Source organism: Gordonibacter massiliensis (ex Traore et al. 2017) (assembly GCF_019731765.1).
Taxonomy (GTDB): Bacteria; Actinomycetota; Coriobacteriia; order Coriobacteriales; family Eggerthellaceae; genus Gordonibacter; species Gordonibacter massiliensis.
Map to the genome: position 1 here is coordinate 1 of NZ_JAASIO010000014.1, position 19,798 is coordinate 19,798.

Annotated in this window: 17 protein-coding genes; 8 read left to right on the forward strand and 9 right to left on the reverse strand. The window is 66.2% G+C overall.

Annotated elements, in window-relative coordinates:
• Positions 1–376 precede the first annotated feature (376 nt).
• From HCH03_RS13385 to HCH03_RS13410, 6 genes are all read right to left on the reverse strand, one after another.
• Positions 377–1,972: a L,D-transpeptidase family protein gene (locus HCH03_RS13385; protein WP_221689891.1), complete on the reverse strand. Its 1,596-nt coding sequence runs from the start codon at positions 1,970–1,972 to the stop codon at positions 377–379.
• A 240-nt stretch (positions 1,973–2,212) separates the two neighbouring features.
• Complete coding sequence (gene acpS, locus HCH03_RS13390; protein ID WP_221689892.1) at positions 2,213–3,040, reverse strand: holo-ACP synthase; 828 nt, start codon at positions 3,038–3,040, stop codon at positions 2,213–2,215.
• 421 nt (positions 3,041–3,461) lie between these two features.
• Positions 3,462–5,288 carry a glutamine--fructose-6-phosphate transaminase (isomerizing) gene (glmS, locus tag HCH03_RS13395; protein WP_221689893.1) on the reverse strand — a complete coding sequence of 609 codons (1,827 nt, stop codon included), beginning with the start codon at positions 5,286–5,288 and terminating at the stop codon, positions 3,462–3,464.
• Between the two features lie 80 nt (positions 5,289–5,368).
• Positions 5,369–6,259, reverse strand: a complete 891-nt coding sequence (locus HCH03_RS13400) for a TetR/AcrR family transcriptional regulator (RefSeq protein WP_246600041.1) — start codon at positions 6,257–6,259, stop codon at positions 5,369–5,371.
• A 73-nt stretch (positions 6,260–6,332) separates the two neighbouring features.
• Positions 6,333–8,969 (reverse strand): YhgE/Pip domain-containing protein, encoded by a 2,637-nt coding sequence (locus HCH03_RS13405; protein WP_221689894.1) that lies wholly within the window; start codon positions 8,967–8,969, stop codon positions 6,333–6,335.
• 3 nt (positions 8,970–8,972) lie between these two features.
• Complete coding sequence (locus HCH03_RS13410) at positions 8,973–9,746, reverse strand: ATP-binding cassette domain-containing protein (protein WP_221689895.1); 774 nt, start codon at positions 9,744–9,746, stop codon at positions 8,973–8,975.
• Positions 9,747–10,108: 362 nt separating this feature from the next.
• Here HCH03_RS13410 and HCH03_RS13415 point away from each other — a divergent pair, with 362 nt between their 5' ends.
• The 7 genes from HCH03_RS13415 to HCH03_RS13445 all read left to right on the forward strand — a co-directional run bounded on the left by HCH03_RS13415 (position 10,109) and on the right by HCH03_RS13445 (position 14,606).
• Positions 10,109–10,486 carry a VOC family protein gene (locus tag HCH03_RS13415; RefSeq protein WP_221689896.1) on the forward strand — a complete coding sequence of 126 codons (378 nt, stop codon included), beginning with the start codon at positions 10,109–10,111 and terminating at the stop codon, positions 10,484–10,486.
• 3 nt (positions 10,487–10,489) lie between these two features.
• Positions 10,490–11,413, forward strand: a complete 924-nt coding sequence (locus HCH03_RS13420; RefSeq protein WP_185904964.1) for a LytTR family transcriptional regulator DNA-binding domain-containing protein — start codon at positions 10,490–10,492, stop codon at positions 11,411–11,413.
• 33 nt (positions 11,414–11,446) lie between these two features.
• Positions 11,447–12,175 (forward strand): ABC transporter permease, encoded by a 729-nt coding sequence (locus HCH03_RS13425; protein ID WP_221689897.1) that lies wholly within the window; start codon positions 11,447–11,449, stop codon positions 12,173–12,175.
• A gap of 174 nt (positions 12,176–12,349) precedes the next feature.
• Positions 12,350–12,499: a hypothetical protein gene (locus HCH03_RS13430; protein WP_221689898.1), complete on the forward strand. Its 150-nt coding sequence runs from the start codon at positions 12,350–12,352 to the stop codon at positions 12,497–12,499.
• Positions 12,496–13,338, forward strand: coding sequence for an ABC transporter ATP-binding protein (locus HCH03_RS13435; protein ID WP_221689899.1), 843 nt, complete (start codon positions 12,496–12,498; stop codon positions 13,336–13,338). The genes HCH03_RS13430 and HCH03_RS13435 overlap by 4 nt, the downstream gene beginning before the upstream one ends.
• Positions 13,339–14,076 (forward strand): ABC transporter permease, encoded by a 738-nt coding sequence (locus HCH03_RS13440; RefSeq protein WP_221689900.1) that lies wholly within the window; start codon positions 13,339–13,341, stop codon positions 14,074–14,076.
• A 113-nt stretch (positions 14,077–14,189) separates the two neighbouring features.
• Positions 14,190–14,606 carry a SufE family protein gene (locus tag HCH03_RS13445; protein WP_221689901.1) on the forward strand — a complete coding sequence of 139 codons (417 nt, stop codon included), beginning with the start codon at positions 14,190–14,192 and terminating at the stop codon, positions 14,604–14,606.
• 129 nt (positions 14,607–14,735) lie between these two features.
• Here the strand turns inward: HCH03_RS13445 and HCH03_RS13450 are convergent, their stop codons facing one another.
• From HCH03_RS13450 to HCH03_RS13460, 3 genes are all read right to left on the reverse strand, one after another.
• The gene (locus HCH03_RS13450; protein WP_221689902.1) at positions 14,736–15,980 is read right to left on the reverse strand and encodes an aminotransferase class V-fold PLP-dependent enzyme; all 1,245 of its coding nucleotides are present in this window, start codon (positions 15,978–15,980) and stop codon (positions 14,736–14,738) included.
• 102 nt (positions 15,981–16,082) lie between these two features.
• Positions 16,083–17,663 (reverse strand): hypothetical protein, encoded by a 1,581-nt coding sequence (locus tag HCH03_RS13455; RefSeq protein WP_221689903.1) that lies wholly within the window; start codon positions 17,661–17,663, stop codon positions 16,083–16,085.
• 27 nt (positions 17,664–17,690) lie between these two features.
• Positions 17,691–18,992 carry an MFS transporter gene (locus tag HCH03_RS13460; protein ID WP_185904971.1) on the reverse strand — a complete coding sequence of 434 codons (1,302 nt, stop codon included), beginning with the start codon at positions 18,990–18,992 and terminating at the stop codon, positions 17,691–17,693.
• Positions 18,993–19,371: 379 nt separating this feature from the next.
• Here HCH03_RS13460 and HCH03_RS13465 point away from each other — a divergent pair, with 379 nt between their 5' ends.
• Positions 19,372–19,782, forward strand: a complete 411-nt coding sequence (locus HCH03_RS13465) for a hypothetical protein (protein ID WP_221689904.1) — start codon at positions 19,372–19,374, stop codon at positions 19,780–19,782.
• The last annotated feature ends 16 nt before the right edge of the window (positions 19,783–19,798 follow it).

A 19,798-nucleotide genomic window follows, 5' to 3' on the forward strand; every position in this document is an offset into this window, starting at 1 on the left:
CAGTTGCATCGTAAGACGGAGAGCCTTTTTTGCTGTCCCAAAATAGGGACTATGTCAATATTGGTTTAACAGCGGAACGACCTTGAACATGCATTCGCTTTGCATGCCTGAATTCTGCTGCAAACACCACGACCGTCGGGGGCCGTAGAACGGGCCTAGCCTCTCTGCACATGGCGTGAAGCACGGCGTTGCGCCATTTCTTCATGAGTTGCCAGCACACGCCCTCAGCAGGAGTTCGCCGCCCACCCGTCGCGATGCCGCACGCGGAAGCGCCAGACGCAGGGGTTTCGACCCTGCGCGGTTGCGTCGCCCGTCAATGGAGCACCATCGCATCGACCCCCGCGATATTGGCCGCCGTGGTCGGCATAGGAACCAGTTACCAGTGGCACACCACCACGTCGCCGGTTGCGATGAGGTCGTACAACGCTGTCGCCTTGTCCACCGGCAAGTTCACGCAGCCGTGGCTGCCGTAGCCCGACGAGTACCGCGAATCGCCGAATGCCGGCTGCCATTCGGCGTCGTGCAGGCCGATGTAGTTCTCCACGAACGGCATCCACGCCTTCACTTCGGTTTGGTACTCCGGCTCGCCCGTCTCGGGCTTCATCTGGCCGATCAGCTTGGACGGACTCTCCTTGCTGTTGATGACGTAGACGCCCTCGGGCGTGTCGTGCTCGCCGTCGGGCGTGCCCGTGACCACGTCGGACTCCCACGCCAAATTGCCGCTGTCGTCGTAGAAGCGCGCATGCTGCTCGGTCAGGTCGATGTCGATGTAGCGGTTGCCCCAATCGCGGCCGTGCAAGCCGTTGAAGGCGCCGGCCTTCTGCTCGCAGGGGATGGGCACGTCGCCGGTCTGGGCCGACTGCACGCCGCTCGCCACCGTTTCCTTCAGCTTGTCCTTGTCGACGATCCAGCCGTACACGCCGCCCGACACGGTGACCTCCTTGCCGTCGGCGCGCGTGAAGGTGCGTCGCGCTTGGTACGTGTTGCATTGGGAGGCGATGTCCTGAACCCAAGCCGCCAGCAAATCGTCGTCGACGCCCACCGACACGTCCTCTTTCAGGCGCATCCAGCTAGCTATTTGGTCGGCGTTCACCTGGGCGACGGTCGCATCGGCCAGTTTCAAGGAGAAGTCGGCTTTGAGCAGCGCGTTCGCATCGGTCGCCGCCTTCGCCAAACGCTCGTCGTTAGAAAGCAGGGTGGGCTTTAGCAGCGCGTCTTCGGTGAGCGTTGCGGAGGGTTCCAGCTTGGCGACGGACGCGTTCACCGCCTCGGCCACGCGGTCGGCGTCGAGCGCCTGCCCGACGGTTTCGGTGCGCACCACGAATTTCTTGCCGCCCTCGTCGTAATCGAGTCCGGCATTGCGCGGCGGCTCGGCGGTCTCGTTGAACGCCTCCACCGCTTTGTGCACGGCGTCGTCGAGCTTGCCGTTCGAAGTGGCGAACTTGTCGGTTTCGTCGTGGGTGCCGAACACTTCAACCGGCCAGGCCCATGGGTTCATGTCGGCGTGCATGGCGTCCGTCACGCTTTCGCTGTTAACCCCCGTGCCCATGTCCGCAGCCGTAAGCTTCAGCGAAAAACCTTGGCCGGACACGTCGAGCGTGTAGCTCTTGGCCACATCCACCAGCATGTCCTGCACCTCGGCGGACGTTTTGAGCGACACGTCTTTGCCCATGACGGTGGTGTTGGGCATGAAGCGGTCCATGAACACGACCGCGCCCGCCACGTAAACGATCAAAAGCACGGCAACGAGGGCTCCGCCGAACACGAGGGCCGCCCTCTTCGGAGGCAGCTTCGGCTTCTGAGGTGCCGAAGCTCGCTGGTCGACATGCCCGTGGCGCGCCCTCTGAGCAGCCGGCACGAACGATGCGTAACCGTCGGAAGACACAGGATCGACGGAACTTGTCGGGCGCTCCGGATGCGGCGCGGCCCGATGGGATCCGTGCTCGCCGCGCGTATCGTGTTCTGGCGTCATCGTGCGCCTCCTCGCCTCTCACCGTGCGTCATGCTTCAATCCAACTTAGACGGTTCGGGCACAGAGTTCAATGATTCGCGTTAATTTACCGAAAGAAACGGTCAACCGGAGACGCCGAAAGGAAGCTCGGAGGCCGAGCCGCCGGGCCTTCCGATTCGTCGCAAGCTCAGGCAACCGGAAGGCCCGGATCGCCGCAAGCGGCGATACCAAGACGAGGGCTCCGCCGAGAGCCCGCAAGCGTCAGCTCGTGGCAGGCCTTTCATCGGAGGGGCTCTTCGCGGCCGACTCGGTGGAGGGCTCGGGCGCTTCTGTTGCGGAAAGCACTGCGGCGCCGGCAGATTCGGAAACCTCAGCGGCAGAAGGCGCGGACGGCCCGGCTGCAGAGGACGCCGATGCGTCGAGCGACGACCCAGGGGTCTTCGCGGCGGAAGGAGCAGGCGGCTCGCCGATTTCGTCGAGCATGCTGCGGGCCTCCTTGAACTGCTTCGACAGCTCTTCCATGGGGTCGACGCGCTTCTCGGCGGCGCGCAGGGAGTCCTCGGTGATGGCCATGGCGCAGGCCACGGCCTCCGCATGCGTGAACGACAGGGAAATCGGCAGCTCGCGCACGCCCTGCTCGTGGGCGATCTCCTTCGCGCGCCCCGACAGCACCACGTAGGGGCGCCCCTTGGCGTTGCGCCGCACCTCGATGTCGCGCACCCCGATCCCGCGCGAGAACCCGGTGCCGAGCGCCTTCACCACGGCCTCCTTCGCCGCGAAGCGCGTGGCGAAGTGAACCTCGGGCGACGCCGTGCCCTCGCAGTACGCCCGCTCCTCGTCGGAGAACACCCGCGTCGCGAAGCTGGGCGTGCGTGCAAGGATGGCCTTCATACGCGCGATCTCCACGATGTCCACGCCCAGCCCCACCTGACCTTCAAGAGCATCGCCGAACGTGTCGGCGACCTTGTCGGTTGCGGACGCCTGCGCGCTCGCGCGCCGCACGGAGACTTGCGGCTGTGCGGCTTCTGCAGCTCCCGCTTGCACATCCGACCCGGGTCCGAGATCCTTCGGCTCCGCGCTACGCGTCATCGCTTCGCGATGCCCCCCTGCGCTCGCTTCGCGTGCTCGGGAGTTCGACAGTCCACTGGACTGTCGAATGCTCAGGATGACAGGGGGGGCGCTTTCCGCACCACCCGAAACGACAGGTGAAACGCTTTCCGTCCCAGCAATATTATCACTCACAGGTTGACCTTCTCTTCTCTCCTCGCCGAAACCTGGCTGCCCCAGCCCGACGGCCACGCCTCGACCCGCCCCGAACCGACCGGACTCACCGTCGCCTGCTTCCACCTTGGAGCGAAAGGGGCCGGCGGCGTTCACCAAGCGAGTTCCGCAGCGCAGCGAGGACTGTCTGAGCGACTGGACGCCGCCGGCCCCTTTCGCGGTCCCGCAGGTCGCACGCCCGAGCGACTGAACGCCGCCGACGTCTTGCGCGGTCTCGCAGGTCGAAGCGCTACTCCACCGTCACCGACTTCGCCAGGTTTCGCGGTTGGTCCACGTCGCAGCCGCGCGCCACCGCGATCGACCGCGCGAACAGCTGCAGCGGTACGCTGGCCGTGATGGCGGAGAACGCGTCGCGCACCTTCGGAATGTATATCACGTGGTCGGCGTGCTGTTTGATGTCCTCGTCGCCCTCGGTGGCAACGGCCACCACCATGGCGCCGCGGGCCTTGCTCTCCTGCAGGTTCGACACGAGCTTGTCGTACACGGGGCTCTGCGTGGCGATGGCGATGACCGGGAACCCGTCGTCCAGAAGCGCGATGGGACCGTGCTTCATCTCGCCGGCCGGATAGGCTTCCGCGTGCAGGTAGCTGATCTCCTTGAGCTTGAGCGCGCCCTCCTTGCTGATGGCCGCCCCCATGCCGCGCCCGATGAACAGCGCGCTCGCCGCATCCTTGCAGGCGAGCGCCGCCTCGTCGATGGCGGCGGTGTCGGACAGGATCACCTCCACCTGCTCGGCCGTGTCGGCCAGTTCGCGGAACAGCAGGCGCACCTGGTTCGTGGTGAGCTTGCCCTTCGACTGCGCCAGCAGCAAGGCCAAAAGCGTGAGGCTCACCACCTGGCCCAGGAACGACTTCGTGGAGGCCACGGCGATCTCCTTGTTGGCCTTCGTGTAGATGACGCCGTCGCTCTCGCGCGCCACGGGCGAGCCCACCACGTTGGTGATGCCGAACACCTTCGCGCCCTTCACGCGCGCGTCGCGGATGGCGGCCAGCGTGTCGGCCGTCTCGCCCGACTGCGACACCGCCACCACGAGCGTGGACGGCGTGATGATGGGGTTGCGGTAGCGGAACTCGCTGGCCACCTCCACTTCCGTGGGAATGCGCGCCCAGCCTTCGATAAGGTTCTTCGCGATAAGGCCCGCATGGTACGACGTGCCGCACGCGATGACGTACACGCGGTCGATGAGGTTGAGCTCCTCGTGCGACAGGTCCAGCTCGTCGATGGCCAGATGCCCGTCCACCAAACGGCCGGCCAGCGTGTCGCGGATGACGCGGGGCTGCTCGTGGATCTCCTTCAGCATGAAGTCGGGGTAGCCGCCCTTTTCCGCCAAATCGACGTCCCAGTCCACGTGCGCGACCTTGGGCTCGTATATCTCCTCGCCGAACGCGCTGAAGTAGCGGATGCCCTCGGACGTGAGCTTGGCGGCCTCGCCGTCGCCCAGCACCACCACGTCGCGCGTGGCGTCGATGAGCGCGATCATGTCGGAGGCCACGTAGGCGCCGTCGGCCCCCTGCCCCACCACGAGCGGGGAGTCCTTACGCATGGCCACGATGACGCCCGGTTCGGCGTCGCACACCACGGCCAGCGCGTAGGCGCCGACGAGGCGCGCCGCCGCCTCGTGGACGGCCTGCAGCAGATCGTCCACGTACGCCTCCTCCACCAGGTGGGCCACCACCTCGGTGTCGGTGTCGCTCGTGAACTCGTGGCCGCGGGACGCCAGCTCGTCGCGCAGCTCGGCGTAGTTCTCGATGATGCCGTTGTGGACGACGGCGATGTGCCCGCCGCAGGACGTGTGGGGATGCGCGTTGCGCTCGCTCGGCTTGCCATGTGTGGCCCAGCGCGTGTGGCCGATGCCGCAGGTGCCCGCGATAGCAAGGTTGGCGACGGTCTCGGCGAGGCCGCCCACCTTGCCCTTGCGGTGCACGACCTCGAGCTTGCCGCCCTGTTCGACGGCGATGCCCGCCGAGTCGTAGCCGCGGTACTCGAGCCGTCGCAGGCCCTCGATGAGGATGTCCTGGGCAGGGCGCCCTCCGGTGTATCCGACGATTCCGCACATACGATCGCTCCTTCTCCGCTTTGCCGCCGCGTCGCGCGGCACGAAGAACCGGAGCGACCGGGGTTGCTTTCGCCAAAATTTTAAGGCAACAGCCCCGGACGGGCGTTCGCATGGCGGACGAAGTCGCAAATTCGCTCAATAAACGCATCTTTGGCGCGCTGTTGGTCGGCGTGGGAGAAGGCCTCTGCCACCGAGCACGGCTCGCCCTCGCCGTGGGCGCCCGACGCGTTCACGGGGAAGGCGGCCGGGCCGGATGCCGCCGCCTCGTGCGCACCGCCGATGGCGAAGCCCTGCGCCGTCCCGGACCCTCCGGCGGCAAGCGCCCCGCCCATCGAGCCGCCCAGATAGTACAGCGCGGTGGTGAGCACGAGTCCCACCAGCGCCACGGCCTCGAACGCCGGGTCGATCTCAAGGCGGATGAAACCCTCGTCCTGGCCGCGCTTCAACTGGCCTTCCAGCAAGTGCAGCAACCGATCCTCGAAACCGCGCATGGCGTCGGACCAGGCACGCCCCTCGCGCCACAGCTCCGACACGAAGAAGCGCCCGAACGCCTTGTTCTCGAAGATGCGCGTGGCGAACCGCTCGATCATGCCCGTGAGCGCCTCGGGGGCGTTGGGAGCCTCGGCCGCGATGGCCTCGAAATCCTCGATGAGCTCGTTGATGCCCTCTTCCAAGATGCTCTCGGCCATGGCGGCCTTGCTCTTGAAGTGGTAGTACGCCACGCCCTTCGACACGCCGGCCGCCTCCACGATCTCGTCGACCGTGGCGGCCGAGTACCCCTTCTCGCCGATGACGCCCAGCGCCGCCTCGAGCAGCAGCTTCCGCGTCGCGTCCGCCTTGCCGCCGCGCTTGGACGGCTTTCCCGCACGCGCCGCGTCCGACGCCGTTTCATCGTCGCGCGCGCGACCCGTCGGCGATTCCGCCTTCGCGACCCTTGCCGCAGATCCCGCACCCGCCTGCTTCTTCCCCATGATCATCACCTCCGCGGCCCGGCGCATCGCGCGTCGAGCCGCTCCATTATACGTTACCGGCACCTCGCGCGCGTCAACCCAGTTGCAGCACCGGATGCAGATCGTCCATGCGCACCGTGCGCTTGCGCCAAGCCACGAGGCACGTGAGCGCGAAGCACACCGCCCCGATGGCGAACAGCACGAGGCAGTCGAAGCCCACGATGCGGTAATCAAGGCCGGTCATGATCTGGCGCATGCCGGACACCACGTACGTCATGGGCATGTACGGGTTGATGGCCTGGAAGAAGTCCGGCGTCGTTTGGATGGGGAACGTGCCGGCGCAGGCCGTGAGCTGCAGCATGAGCAGGATGATGGCCACGAACTTGCCGGGGAACCCGAAGGCCGCCATGAGCATCTGCATGATGGCCGCGAACACGAGCGCCGTGAGGTACCCCATGGCGTAGAACGCGGGCACGTTATCGATTTGCAGCTGCAAGCCGAACTGGAGCACCACCATGAGCAGCGTCGCCTGGATGAGCGAGAAGAACGCCACCGGCAGGTAGTTGGCGAACGCCACCGTGAGGGGGCTTCCGCCCGACATGATAAGGCGGTTGTTGAGCGGCTTGAACACGAAGCCCGCCACCAGGCCGCCCACCCACAGGCCCAGCGCCATGAAGTACGGGGCGAAGCCCGTGCCGTAGTTCTTCACGGTGGTGTAGTACTCGTTCACGAGTTCGACGGGATCGCTCATGACCTCGGACTTGCCTGCGATGTTCGAGGTCTGGTCGGCCGCCGTGCGCGCGCCTTCGGCAAGCTTGGTGGAAAGCTCGCCCGAACCGTCCACGGCGTCGGTCAGCCCCGACGTGAGCGTGGCGCTGCCGTCCTTGAGCTGGCCCGCGCCGGACGCGATCTGCGCGGAGCCGTCCTTGGCGCTCGCCGCGCCCGAAACCAGCTGCGCGGCGCCGTCGTTCAGCTGGTTCGCGCCCGAGACGGCCGAGGAGGCGCCCGCGTCGACCTGCGACGCGCCGTCGGCCACCTGCGAAGCGCCGGAGACGAGCTCGGACATCTTGCCGTTCACCTGGTTGGCGCCGGCGTCGATTCGAAGGACGGCCTCGCGCAAAGCGGGCGACTGCTGAACGAGCGGGAGCAGCTGCGAGGAAAGGCTGCCGTAGCCGGCGGCGAGGTTGTTGAGGCCGCCGTAGAGCGTGGCGGTCGACGCGTCCTGCGGCGCGCCGATGCCGGCCGCGAGTAGGTTCGCACCGCCGAAAAGCGTCTGGTCGGTCGTGTCGGTCGCAGAACCGATGCCGTCCGCCACCTGGCCGACGCCCGCCTGGAGCTTCGCGACGCCGGCAGCCGCCGCGCCAACGCCGGTTTGGAGGGTGGAAGCCCCGGTCGCCAACTCCGAAGCAGCCTTGACGCTGGAGGGAGCGATGCTCTTTGCCTCTGCAAGATATTTGAGAGCCGTGTCCGGGTCGCCCCCGTCCAACGCGGCATAAGCCGCATCGACGGCGGCCTTCTCCGAGTTCACGACACCGTAGAGCGTGCCCGCCGTGTAGTCGTCCGACGCAGAGCCCACGCCCGCGACGAGCACGTTCGCGCCGCCGTAGAGCGTTTGATCGGTCATGTCGCCCGATGCGCCGATGCCGGCCGCAAGCAGGTTCGCGCCGCCGTAGACGGTCTGGTCGGTTTGGTCGGACGAGGTGCCGACGCCCGCCGACAGCCGGCCTGCCGCCCCCTGGATGCCCTGCGCACCCGCAGCAAGCTTGCCCGCCGCGGCTTGCAGCCCGGCTATGCCGCCGGATATCTGCGCCGAGCCCTTCTCGGCTTCCTGCACCTTCTGCTCGTCGGGCAGGCCGGACGTCCTGTTCGCCAGCTCGCCCGCGCCTGCGGCCAGGGCGCTCGTGCCCTCGGACTTCAGCTGCGCCGCACCGGAGGCCACGCTGCCCGCACCGCTCGCCACCTGGCCCGCGCCGCCCTTCAGCTGGTTCGCGCCCGACACGAGGGAGAGCATGCCCTGCCTGAGCGTGAACGCGCCGCTCTCCAAAGCGCCCAAGCCGCTGTCGAGCGCCGTGGCGCCGTCGGCCAGCGTGCCGAGGTTCGTCGTGATGGCACGGCTGCCGTCTTGGGCCGTCACCAGGCCGTCCTTGAGCGTGCCGGCGCCATCGGCCGCCGTCTGGATGTCCTTGCCGGAATCGGCCACGCGGTCGAGCACCGTGGTCCAATATTCGGTGGCCACCGAATCGCTCACGCGCTGGCGCACCTCTTTCCACACCGTCTCGCCGATCTGCGAGGCCAGCATGTTCTCGCTTTGATTGTACTCGATGTTCAGTTGCGCCTTCTCGGGCGCGCTCGTATCGACCGACGAGACGCTCTTCGAAAAGTCGGCCGGAATGGTGCACGTCATGAAGTACGCGCCGTCCTCCAAGCCCTTTTGCGCCTCGTCGGCCGAGACGAAGTTCCATCCCAGGCCGTCGTCGGTCCCCTTGAGCTCGTCCACCACGTCGTCGCCCAGGTTGCGGCTCTCGCCTGCTATGACGGCACCTTCGTCCTCGTTCACCACGGCCACCGGCACCGTGTTCAACCGCGCGTAAGGGTCCTGGAACGCGGCCAGGTACAGCGCGCCGTACAGAAGCGGCATGATGGCGATGGCGGCTATGACCACCCACATGACCTTCGAGGCCGTGATGTTCTTCCACTCCAGTCCGGCGAAGCGCAAGCCCTTGAACGCCATGGTTCACTCACCTTCCTTCGACAGGTACACGCACGCGTCGGCCATGGCGGCCAGGTCGCGCTCGACCACGCCCATGACGATGGCGACGCCGCGCGTGCGCGCCGCGTCGAGCAGCAGGTTCACAAGACCCTCCGACTGCGTCATGGTCAGCTGGTCCTCCACGTCGTCGACCACCACGGCATCGGGCTCCCCCGCGAACGCGAGCGCGATGCCCAGCTGCGTGAGCTTCTCGGACGTGAGGTCCTTCACGCGGATGGTCGCGACGTCGGCGAGGCCCCATGCGCGCAGGTAGTCGAGCACCGCGTCGTGGCGCGCCTTGCGGCCGTACAGCTCGAGCTCGGCGCCTGCGGCGGATGCCGCCGTCAAACTGTCTTGCAGGTCGTTGACGCCCTTGAACAGACTCAACCCCACGTGCCGGGCAACCTTCGCGCGCTGGCGCGGAAGCTCGAAGCCGCCCACGGTCAGCGTGCCCTCGGATTGCTTCATGCGGCCGGCCAGCGTGAGCAGCAGCGCCGTCTTGCCGCTGCCGTTGCGCCCGCGCACGGCCACGAGCTCGCCCTTGTGCACGTCGACGTCCACGTCGTGGTACGCATACCCCGCAAACGTCTTCAACCCCAAGCCGCGCGCGGAAATGTACGGCTCGCCCACGAGCTCGACGCCCTCGCGCACGAACGTGCCCGACTCGGGGCGGCCCTGCGCTTGCCCGCCCGACGCCGTTCGAACCCCGATCGGCGCGCTCGGCGCGAGCCGCGCCGACGGCTGTTGCGTCTCCTGCATGCCTTCACATCCTTCCCTCGCTAGGTCAGTCGTATCATTTTTGACTGACTAGTCAGTTTATTTTCTGCGCCAGTATAGCACCACCCACGAAGCATGCAAGCCTCCCCCGCACGAACGCTTCCCGATCGCCACAAACGGCGAAGGCAGAGCAGGGCGCAAAGATGCCCGCCAGCACACAAGCAAGGAAACGCTCGACGGCAAACGACGCCGCGCGAAGGGTGAGGACAAGCGTCGATCGGCCGCGCGGAAGGCACGCTTGCTTTATACTGTGGAATCACGCAGCGTCGCCGAACCGCTACCGGCGCTGCACGAACACGACAACGGCCGCGCCTGCGGACGGCCGGGAAAACGAAGGAGCGCCCATGAAAGCGAAGATGGTCCACGAATGCATCCACGTGCTCGACCTGGAGGCTTCCCTCGCGTTCTACGAGCGCGCGCTCGGCCTGACCGTGCAGCGCCGCATGGGACCCGACGACGGATCGTGGGAGAACGTGTTCATCGGCAACGACGAGGCCCCGTTCCAGCTGGAGCTCACGTGGAACCGCGGGCGCACGGAGCCCTACGACAACGGCGGGCGCGACACGCACCTGGCCTTGGAGGTGGACGACCTGGACGCCGCCCGCGCTTTGCACGACGAGATGGGCTGCGTGTGCTTCGTGAACGAGCGCATGGGCATCTACTTCATCCAGGATCCGGACGGCTGCTGGCTCGAGATCCTGCCGGCGGATCGCGCGGAGTAGCGCATGGCCGAGTACGCCTCGCCCGAAGAGCTCGTCGACTCCGAGCAGGGCAGCGTTCACGTCGAGTGCGGGCGCGACGTTTCCACCGCCCTGCTGGCCGTGGTGCGCGCACGCTTCCGCACGCGGCGGCTCGCCTTCGCGGTGGAGACCGACCGCGGCAGCGCGGTGGAAACGGTGACCTCGCATTTGCGCCTGTACAGCCGCCTGGCCGGCGGCGTGCACCACGAGGACGCCATCGCCCACTTCGGCCTGCGCGACGCGGCCAAGCTGCGCCTGCGCGACGCCTCTCCCGCCCAGATGGCGCTGGTGAACCTGGCCCGCGCGAGCCTGTTCGAGCCGGAGGTGTGCTTTCTGGAACGGCCCCTCGCCGACCTCGACGCCGAGGGGCGCAAGGCGGCGCTGTCCTGGATAGCCGAGCGCACCGAGCACGGGTGCCGCTTCTTCACCACCTTGGAGCCCATGCGCGAGGCGCTGCTCATGCCCGGAAGCGTGTTCTGGCACGAGGACGGCCGCTTCATCGAGGTCGAGCAGGACGACGGGAACGAGAGCGGCGCCGACGAGGACGGCCCGGCGTTCGCCGGCGACGAGGTGCGCGTGTGCAAGATCCCCGCCAAAACCGACACGGCCACGCTGCTGTTCGACCCGCGCGACATCGACTTCGCCGAGAGCATGAACAAGGCGAACTACGTCTCGGTGCACGGAACGCTCTACCCCACCCCGCTCACCATGGACGAGTTGGAGGCCCAGCTGGGCCGCTTCGGGTTCTTCCGCTGCCACCGCTCGTTCGTGGTGAACGTGCAGCGGGTGGCGAAGGTGGAGCGCTACACGCGCAACAGCTTCAACCTCACTTTGAACGACGCCGCGAAGACGTCCGTGCCGCTCGCCAAAGGGCGCGCGGACGAAATGCGCGAGAGATACGGCTTCTAGAGGCCGCACCGAGAAGACGGAGGAGACGAAACGATGCAAGGAACGCTGCGCACGACCGGCGCGCTGGTGGCGAAGTGCCTCGAGGACACCGCGAAGAACCTCGGCCTGCTCGTCATCTGCATCCTGCCTGTCGGGTTCACCGTTCTGTACCAGGCCGTGCTGGGAGGAGCGGAAGATGCCCGGCACGTTATGAGCTGGTTCGTGTTCCCCACCATGCTCACGTTCGCCACCACCATGGCCCCGCCCACCATCGCGCTCTACACCACGGCGCTCGACCGCGAGAAGGGCGCATTGCGCACGCTGCTTTTGGCCGGCGTCAGCCTGAAGCGGCTTCTGCTCGCGCGCGGCATCGCGTCGGTCCTCTTCACCGCCGCCGTCACCGCTGCGTGCTTCCTCTGCGCCGGCGAGCCGCTGCATCGGCTGCTTCCGCTCGTCGCGCTCGGCGCTGCCGGCGCGACCGTCATCACGCTGCTCTCGCTGGTGCCCGCCGTGTTCGCCCGCAACCAGACGGACTCCAGCCTGTACAGCGTGCCCATCCTGTTCGTGGGGCTCGCCCCGATGTTCTTCCAGTACAGCGAGGCGCTCATCCCGTTCACCGCCTTCCTGCCCACCGGCGGCATGTTCGCGCTCGCCCAGCTGCTCGCGCAGGATGCCCTCTTCTCTGCGGAGGCCGTGCTCCCCGCCGTGCTGACCGTCGCGTGGATCGCCGTCGCCGCCATCGCCTTGGCCGTCACGCTGCGGCGCGCCCCACGCGACGTGTGAGGGGAACAACGCCCTCGCCCTGCTCCTTTCGTACCCTCCTGCGCTCCTGTCGTCGCACGGGCCGCTCCTGACGTCGCGTCTCCCTTGTTCAGCGGCTTGCCCAATGCGTTAATGGGACCCGTCAACCAGCCGACGGGCCGCCTCGAGCGAGCCCCTGAGACGAAGGAGCGCTCCGTGCTCACCATCAACCAGTTGGCCATCTTGCTGCTCGCGGTCTCGTTCGCCTTCGTGGTGTACGTCGTCGCCAGCCTGTGGCTCCACGTCAAACTGGACGTCCGCGTGAAAAAACTCGAAGCCCGCGCCGTTGAAAGGAGTCGCTCATGAACCCCCTGCTGTCCATGGAGGACGTGTCCCTCAGCTTCAAGACGAAGCGCGTGCTCGACCATCTGGCGTTCCAGGTGGAGCGCGGCGAGTGCTTCGGCTTCCTCGGCCCCTCGGGCGCCGGCAAAACCACCACTATCAAGCTGCTCACGCGGCAGCTGGTGAAGGACTCCGGCCGCATCACGCTGTTCGGGCGGCCCATCGAGCACGCATCGAACGCCGACTACGAGCGCATCGGCATCCTGTCCGACACGAGCGCCCTGTACGAGCGCATGAGTATCGAGGACAATCTTCGCTTCTACGCCAAGATCCGCGGCGTGACCGGCAACAACCTGCCCACGCTGCTGGAGCGCATGAACCTGGCTGTCGACCGCAAGACGCTCATCAAGAACTGCTCGAAGGGCATGCGCCAGCGCGCGGCGCTGTTGGCGGCGCTCGTGCACGGCCCCGAGCTCTTGTTCCTCGACGAGCCCACGAGCGGCCTCGACCCGGCGGCGCGCGCCGAGGTGCACAAGATGCTGCGCGAGCTGAACGACGCCGGCACCACCGTGTTCCTCACCACCCACGACATGGCCGAGGCCGAGGACCTGTGCCGGCGCGTGGGCATCTTGGACGAGGGCCGGCTCGTCGCCTGCGACGCCCCCGAGGCGCTGCGGCTGCGCTTCGCCAAGAACGAGGTGCTCATACGCCTGGCCGACGGGCGCGTCGTGCGCGCGTCGAAGGACGCGGCGGGAGCGCCCGCCGTGGCCGAGGCGCTGGCCTCGGGAGGGTGCCTGTCCATCCACTCGGTGGAGCCGAATCTGGAAGAAGTGTTTCTCGAACTGACGGGAAGGGAGTTTTAAATGGAAGCCACGCTGCGCAAGACCGGGGCGCTTCTGGGCAAGGACCTCAAGGACGTGGCGCGCAACCCCACCATGCTCGTGTGCTGCCTGCTGCCCGTCGGGTTCATGCTGTTCTACCGCTACGCGTTCGGCGACACCGTGGGAGGCGAGATGGGGGCGGAAGGGCTGTCCCTCATGCTGGTTTCATGGTCGCTGCTGTTCACCACCACCATGGTAGCCTCCATGGCCACGCTCACGGCGCTGGCCGAGGAGAAGGAGAAGCACACGCTGCGCACGCTCATGCTGGCGAACGTGAGCGCCGAGCAGGTGCTGGCCTCCCGCGGCCTGGTGACGCTCGCGGCCATCGCCGTGGTCGACGCGGCCTGTTACCTGGTTATCGGCCAGCCGCTTGGGGGCCTTCCGGCGTTCGTCGCCATCGGTATCGTGGGCTCGGTGCCCCTCGTGCTGCTGTCGCTGCTGCTGGGGCTGGCGGCGCGCGACCAGATGTCGGCCGGCGTACTGAGCATGCCCGTGCTCATCTTGGGAATAGCCCCCATGTTCGCCCAGATGGTGGACGGCTTCTCGGAGGTGGCCGCCTACCTGCCCACCGGCGGCATGAACGAGCTGGGGCTGCTGCTGGCCCAGGGCAACCTGTTCACGCCCGACGCGCTCGTGCCGCTGGCGGTCACGCTCGCCTGGGTGGCGGTGGCCGCCGTGGCCTTCGCCCTGCTCTACCGACGCTTGACACGGGACAATTAGGAGCTCCATGGGAGCATGGGTCGAAACGGATGCTTTCCTCGCTTTGATCATCCTACGATATAATGGACTTTGGGACGTCGTTCGACGTCCCAAAGTCCATCGAGGAGACGCCCATGAACCCAGCATGCGAGGCGCAGGACGCGCTCATCGCCGACTTCGAGGAGCTCGACGACCCCTTTTTCCGCTACGAGTATTTGCTGGGATTGGCGGCGGAGCTGCCCGTCATGTCCGAAAAGGACAAGAAGCGAGCAGCGAAAGTGGAGGGTTGCCAGTCCAGCGTGTGGATGATCGTCGAGCGAAACGACGACGGCACGCTTTCGTTCGCGTTCGAAAGCGACACGCTCATCGTGCGCGGCATCCTGCGTGTCATGCAGATCGTCTTTTCCGAGCGCACGCCCGCCGACATTCTGAATTGCCCCTTTAACCTGCCCGCACGCGCCGGCCTCGACGACCTGTTCGAAACCCAACGCCGCAACGGCATGCGCGCCATCGCGTCCGCCATCTTCACCCAAGCCGAGCGCGCCCGCTAGCGTACGGCACTGGAAGGAGCTCAGCAGCGGGGCGGGCGGGGAGACCGCACGGGACGACGAGGTTTCGCGAAGTGTCCGAGGAGTTCCGTGCGGCTTCCCCGCCCGCCCGTCCCGCAGGTCGACACCCTCCTACCGACCCCTGCTCACCAGCGGCACGACGCGCTCGAGCGCCTCGATGCAGGCGCCGATCTCTGCATGCGTGTTGTAGAACGCCGGCGATACCCGCACCACCTTGGAAATGCCCAGCGTCTCATCCAACAGCGGCTGCGCGCACTGCGAGCCCGAGCGCACGGCCACGCCCAGCTTATCCATGAGCATGGCCACATCGAACGGTTGCGCGCCCTCCACCGTGAACGACACGCAGCCAGCTCGCCGCGCGGGCGCCCCCACCACCTGGACGCCGGCCACGCCACGCAGGCGCTCCTCGGCGTACGCCACGAGACCGGCTTCGCGCGCGGCCACGGCATCGCGTCCCAATCCCTCCAGGTATTCGAGCGCCGCAGCCAAACCGATGGCGCCCACGTAGTTTGGCGTGCCAGGTTCGAAACGCAGCGGAGGCTCCTCGAACGTCGTGAGCGCGGTCGCAACCTGTGCCACCATCTCGCCGCCGTACCAGGCAGGCTCCATCCGATCCAGCAGCTCCTTCTTGCCGTACAGCACACCGATACCCGTAGGTCCCAGCACCTTGTGCCCCGAGAAGCACAAAAAGTCGCAGTCTATCTCCCGCACGTCGACGCGCTCGTGCCGCACGCTCTGCGCCGCGTCCACCAGCACGGCCGCCCCGTGCGCGTGCGCGAGGCGCGCCACCACATCCACCGGCACCACGCACCCCAGCACGTTGGACACGTGCGCCACGCATACCATCGACACGCCGCCCTTCGCGAGCCGCGTCTCCAACGCGCCCAGGTCAACGTCGCCCGTCCCCGCAAGCGGGCACACGAAGAACTCGGCACCAGAGCGCGCGCACGCCTGCTGCCATGGCACGAAGTTCGCATGATGCTCCAATGCCGTGACGATCACGCACGACCCCGGCGCGAGCTGGGCTTCCCAAGCGCGCGCCACCGTGTTCACCGAGGCCGTCGTGCCGGACGTGAACACGATCTCGTCCGCCGAGGCCGCATTCAGGAACCTTCGCACGGCCTCCCGCGCCGCTTCGAGCTTCGCCGTTGAACGCTCGCTCAGCGTATGTATGCCGCGGTGCACGTTCGCGTTGTCGGCATGATAGTGGGCAACGATGGCGTCGAGCACGAATTCGGGCATCTGCGTGGTGGCGGCGTTATCCAAATACACGAGCGCCCGCCCGTTCACCTCTTGGGACAAAATGGGAAAGTCTGCCCGAATGCGCGCGCAATCGAGTGCCGTATCGGCGTTCATACCTGCCTCCTCATAACCGGATGCGCCCATGATAACAGGGCGGGCGCCCCCCATCGGAGAGCACCCGCACCCGACCAACAGGCAAACCGCAAACCGTCGGCTTTAGCCAACCGCCAACGGCTCCAAGCCCACGCTCTCGGCGAACAGCACCATCTCGTCGAACCAATCTCCGTACACGAGCGCCGTGTGGTTGCCCGTCCACATGGTGGCCTCGCGGAACGCGCGGCCGTCGGACACGCTGAAGAACACGCCCTCACTGCAGTTCTCGTCCAAGGCGCCTATGCCGCCCACGATCGTACCGCGAGCCACGAGCAGCTTCGAGCACGTGGGATCGAACTTGGCCAGCGTGATGGGCTCGCCGATGTCGCGCTTGAAGTCGTAGCGCACGGTGGCGCCCCAACGCCCGTCCATGGCGAACGGTCGGACATCGTAGGGAGCCTGCTCGGCATCGTAACCCTTGAACTGGCGGTTCGGCACCGCATGATAGATGGACATGATGGCATCGGCATGCTGTTCCTCGAGACGCGGCGTCTCCTCGTCGCACGAGTACGGGCGGAACATGATGCGCGTCTTGATGCGCAGCTCGTCATCGGCGTCCAACTTCACCGGCACCGTGTTGCCCATGTAGGGTGCGCTCTGCGACACGGCGGACAGGGCCACCATGGACAAAAGCGCCGACACGTCCTGCTCGCAGGCGGAGCACACGCCGTTCTCGTTGTTGAGCGTATGGTTCAGGCAAAGCGTGGTCTGCTCATGGTTCAGACGGCGGGTGGCGCACATATCGGGGCAGGGTGCCGCGAATGCATTGCAGTCCAGCTTCTTCAACAGCTTGTTCACCAAGTAGTGCGCGCGCATGGAGGGCACGATCTTGTCTCGGTCCATGTCGCAGACCGTTGCGCCCGTCATGAACTCGTCCACCATCGCCCCGACGGCCTTCTCGTCCTCGTCGTTGATGTTGTCGGCCACGCGGCCCGGCAGCGTGGGATTCGTGTCGGGAGCGACGTTGTGCAACTGGTCCAGGAACTCGTGCAGGTTGTAGTAGGTAAACGACGTGCCCAGCTTCTTCGTCACCTCGAAATGGTCGAGGAACGAATCGTAGTTCGTCACCGGATGCACGGAGTTGTTGCGCACCACCACGAGTGCCCGCGTGTTCGCCATGACCTTGCGGGCCCGCAGGGCCACGAGCGTCTTCTTGGCTTCTTCGAGCGTTGCCGGGCTATGCATCTCAAGGCCGCGTGCGCGATAAGCCGCCGACATATGGGCGTCGTTGTTCGGCGTGGGCAGGATCATGGACGGCTTGCCGTACTTCTGCGAGAACGCGATAGCAAGGTCGGCCCCGAACACGGTGAAGTTGAACACGTACAGATCCACGTCGTCGCGATCGGTCGCCATCTTCTCGAGCATAGCATCGTTCAGCGGGAACGTCTCGTCGCGCTTGATGACGATCTGGTCCATGACGTTCACGCCGGGGATGCCGTCGAACAAGTCGTGCAGCATTTTCTCGTCGTTCTTGCTCTTCATCTCTATGACCATCATGTCGTGCTCGCGCGTGAGCTCGTCGCCGCGCCCGAAGCGGCATGGCCCCTCGAACACGTAGTCGTGGTACAGGCCTATCTCGATGGGACGCACGTTGAGCGTGACTTCGCGGTTGTTGCGCAGTTCGAACTCGTCAGCAAGTTTCATGTCTCTCCTCTCTATCGCCAAGGCGCGCTAGGCGCGCACCTCGTCCTGATCGGCCGCGGCGGCTGAGCCCTTCTTGGGAAGGCGCACGAACAGCGAGCAGATCGTGCAAACGGCCACGATGCCGGCGCTGATGAGAAAGCCCGTCGTGCAGGCCCCCGTGGCGTCGAACGTGGCGCCCACGATGGTTGCGATGGGAGCGGACACGATCGTGGTCACCATGATGCCTGTGCTGAGAATCTTCGAGTAGTGGCCCGCGCCGAAGTAATTGGCCAGCGCCGTGGGGCCGACCGTGTTGATGGCGCCGAAGAAAAAGCCCAGCAAAATGTAGTAGCCGAACATCATGACCGGCGCGCTCGGCGTGGCAAACGCCCCCAACAGGATGGCGACGAACAGCATGACGCCGCACAGCCCCATGAGGCGGATGGGCTCGAAGCGGTCGGATATGACGCCCACCACCAAACGGCCGGTGAGCATGGCGAATCCCATAACCGACACGGCGGTGACGATAAGGCCGTTGTCGAAACCGAGCTGCGTGAAGTTCATGACGCCCTGCGAGGTGTTCAAGCTGAAAGCGGTGTAGCCGCCAGCCAGCGTAAGGGCGATAAGCCACATGGCCGGCGTTTTGAGGGCTTTTTTATACGTGATGCTGTCAGCGTTCTTGTACACCTTCGACTCTTTGGCCTCGGCGACAACGGCTTTGCTGTCGGCAACGCCGTCAGGCAGCTGGCCGATGGAAGCAGGCGTGTTCTTCACCAGGAAGACGGCCAGCACCAAGCCAATGAGGGCAGCGGCGATGAGTGCGTACCAGCCGGCCTGCCACGCGCCGCCGGCGGCGTCGATGGCGGCCTTGACGATCTGCGGGGCCAAGATGGAGCCCGCGCCGCCGATAACCATGACGATGGTCATGGCCTTGCCGCGGTTCGCGATGAACCAGCTGCCGGCCACCGTCTGGGTGGACAGCTGCCCCAGCGCCATGGAGCCCATGGACATGAGCACGCCGAAGAACAGGAAGTACGACCACGCCTCATGCACGAAGAACGACATGGCCAGCGTGCCCAGCAGCATGACGCAGCCGCCGATGATCATGGTGAAACGGGCGCCTTTCTTCGCAATGAGCTGGCCCAGAAGCGGTGTGGGGATGCCCTGGCACAGCACGAACAGCGTGAAGCCCATGCCGAGCATCGTGGCGTCCATCTGGATCTCGCCCGACTTGAACATCATGGGATTCACGATCTGGGCAGCCGCGAGCACGAACGCGCTCGAGCAGAAGTAGATAATGCCCAGCACCACGGCCAACTTCCAACCGTAGAACGATTTCTTTTGCTCCATAAAATTCTCCTCCAAGTAGTCATGGGTCTCCGTGCAAAGCCCCTTGCACTGCACGGACGGCGTCGGTCTTCGGCATTCCCCCTCTCGGTCGATGCCCTCCAATGCGCGCGTTGCACGCGGAACAGCCAGCCAGTCGGTCGAACCTCCCCCTTTCTCGCTTATTTGCGATAGCCGAATCCTCGCGCCGCCGGGCCGCTTGCGCATCGACTTCGCATGTTGAAACGCGCGCGGGCTTCATACGCAAAGGTTGAAACGGTTCCGCAAAGGCAAATCCGCTCGCCATGTTGATGCCCCCGTCCGCGAACGATCCTAGAATGGATGCCGCTATGCGGCGCTGACGCGCGCCAAGAACGGATACGACCGAAGGAGAGGAGCGGAGATGGGCTCTATCGAACACATCAAGCGGGCGAAGGAGCGCTCCAACGCCGTGCTGGAAGAGCTGCGCAGCGAGCCCGCCACCTACGAGGGCGTGTACGAGCGCCTCAAGGAGTTCATCCGCCTGCGCTACCTCATCAACGACGGGTTCTGGAGCGACGACGTGAACCAGCTGGCCGAGCACAGCATCGAGCTCCGCCTTGCGGCGCTCGAGGACGGTGGCGGGCTGGGCGATCTGTCCATGAACTGCGCAGGCGCGTCGTCCGTGGAGACGAAGTACGCGTTACTGCTGATCACACTCCGAAAAAGCCTGGATCTCACCATCGAGCCGCGCATGGCGGCCACGCTCGACACCGTGCCGCTGCTGGCAGCGGAAGTGACGCGGCAGCTTGCGCAACGCGCCCGAGCTTGCTAAGATGGCGCCAGCCAGT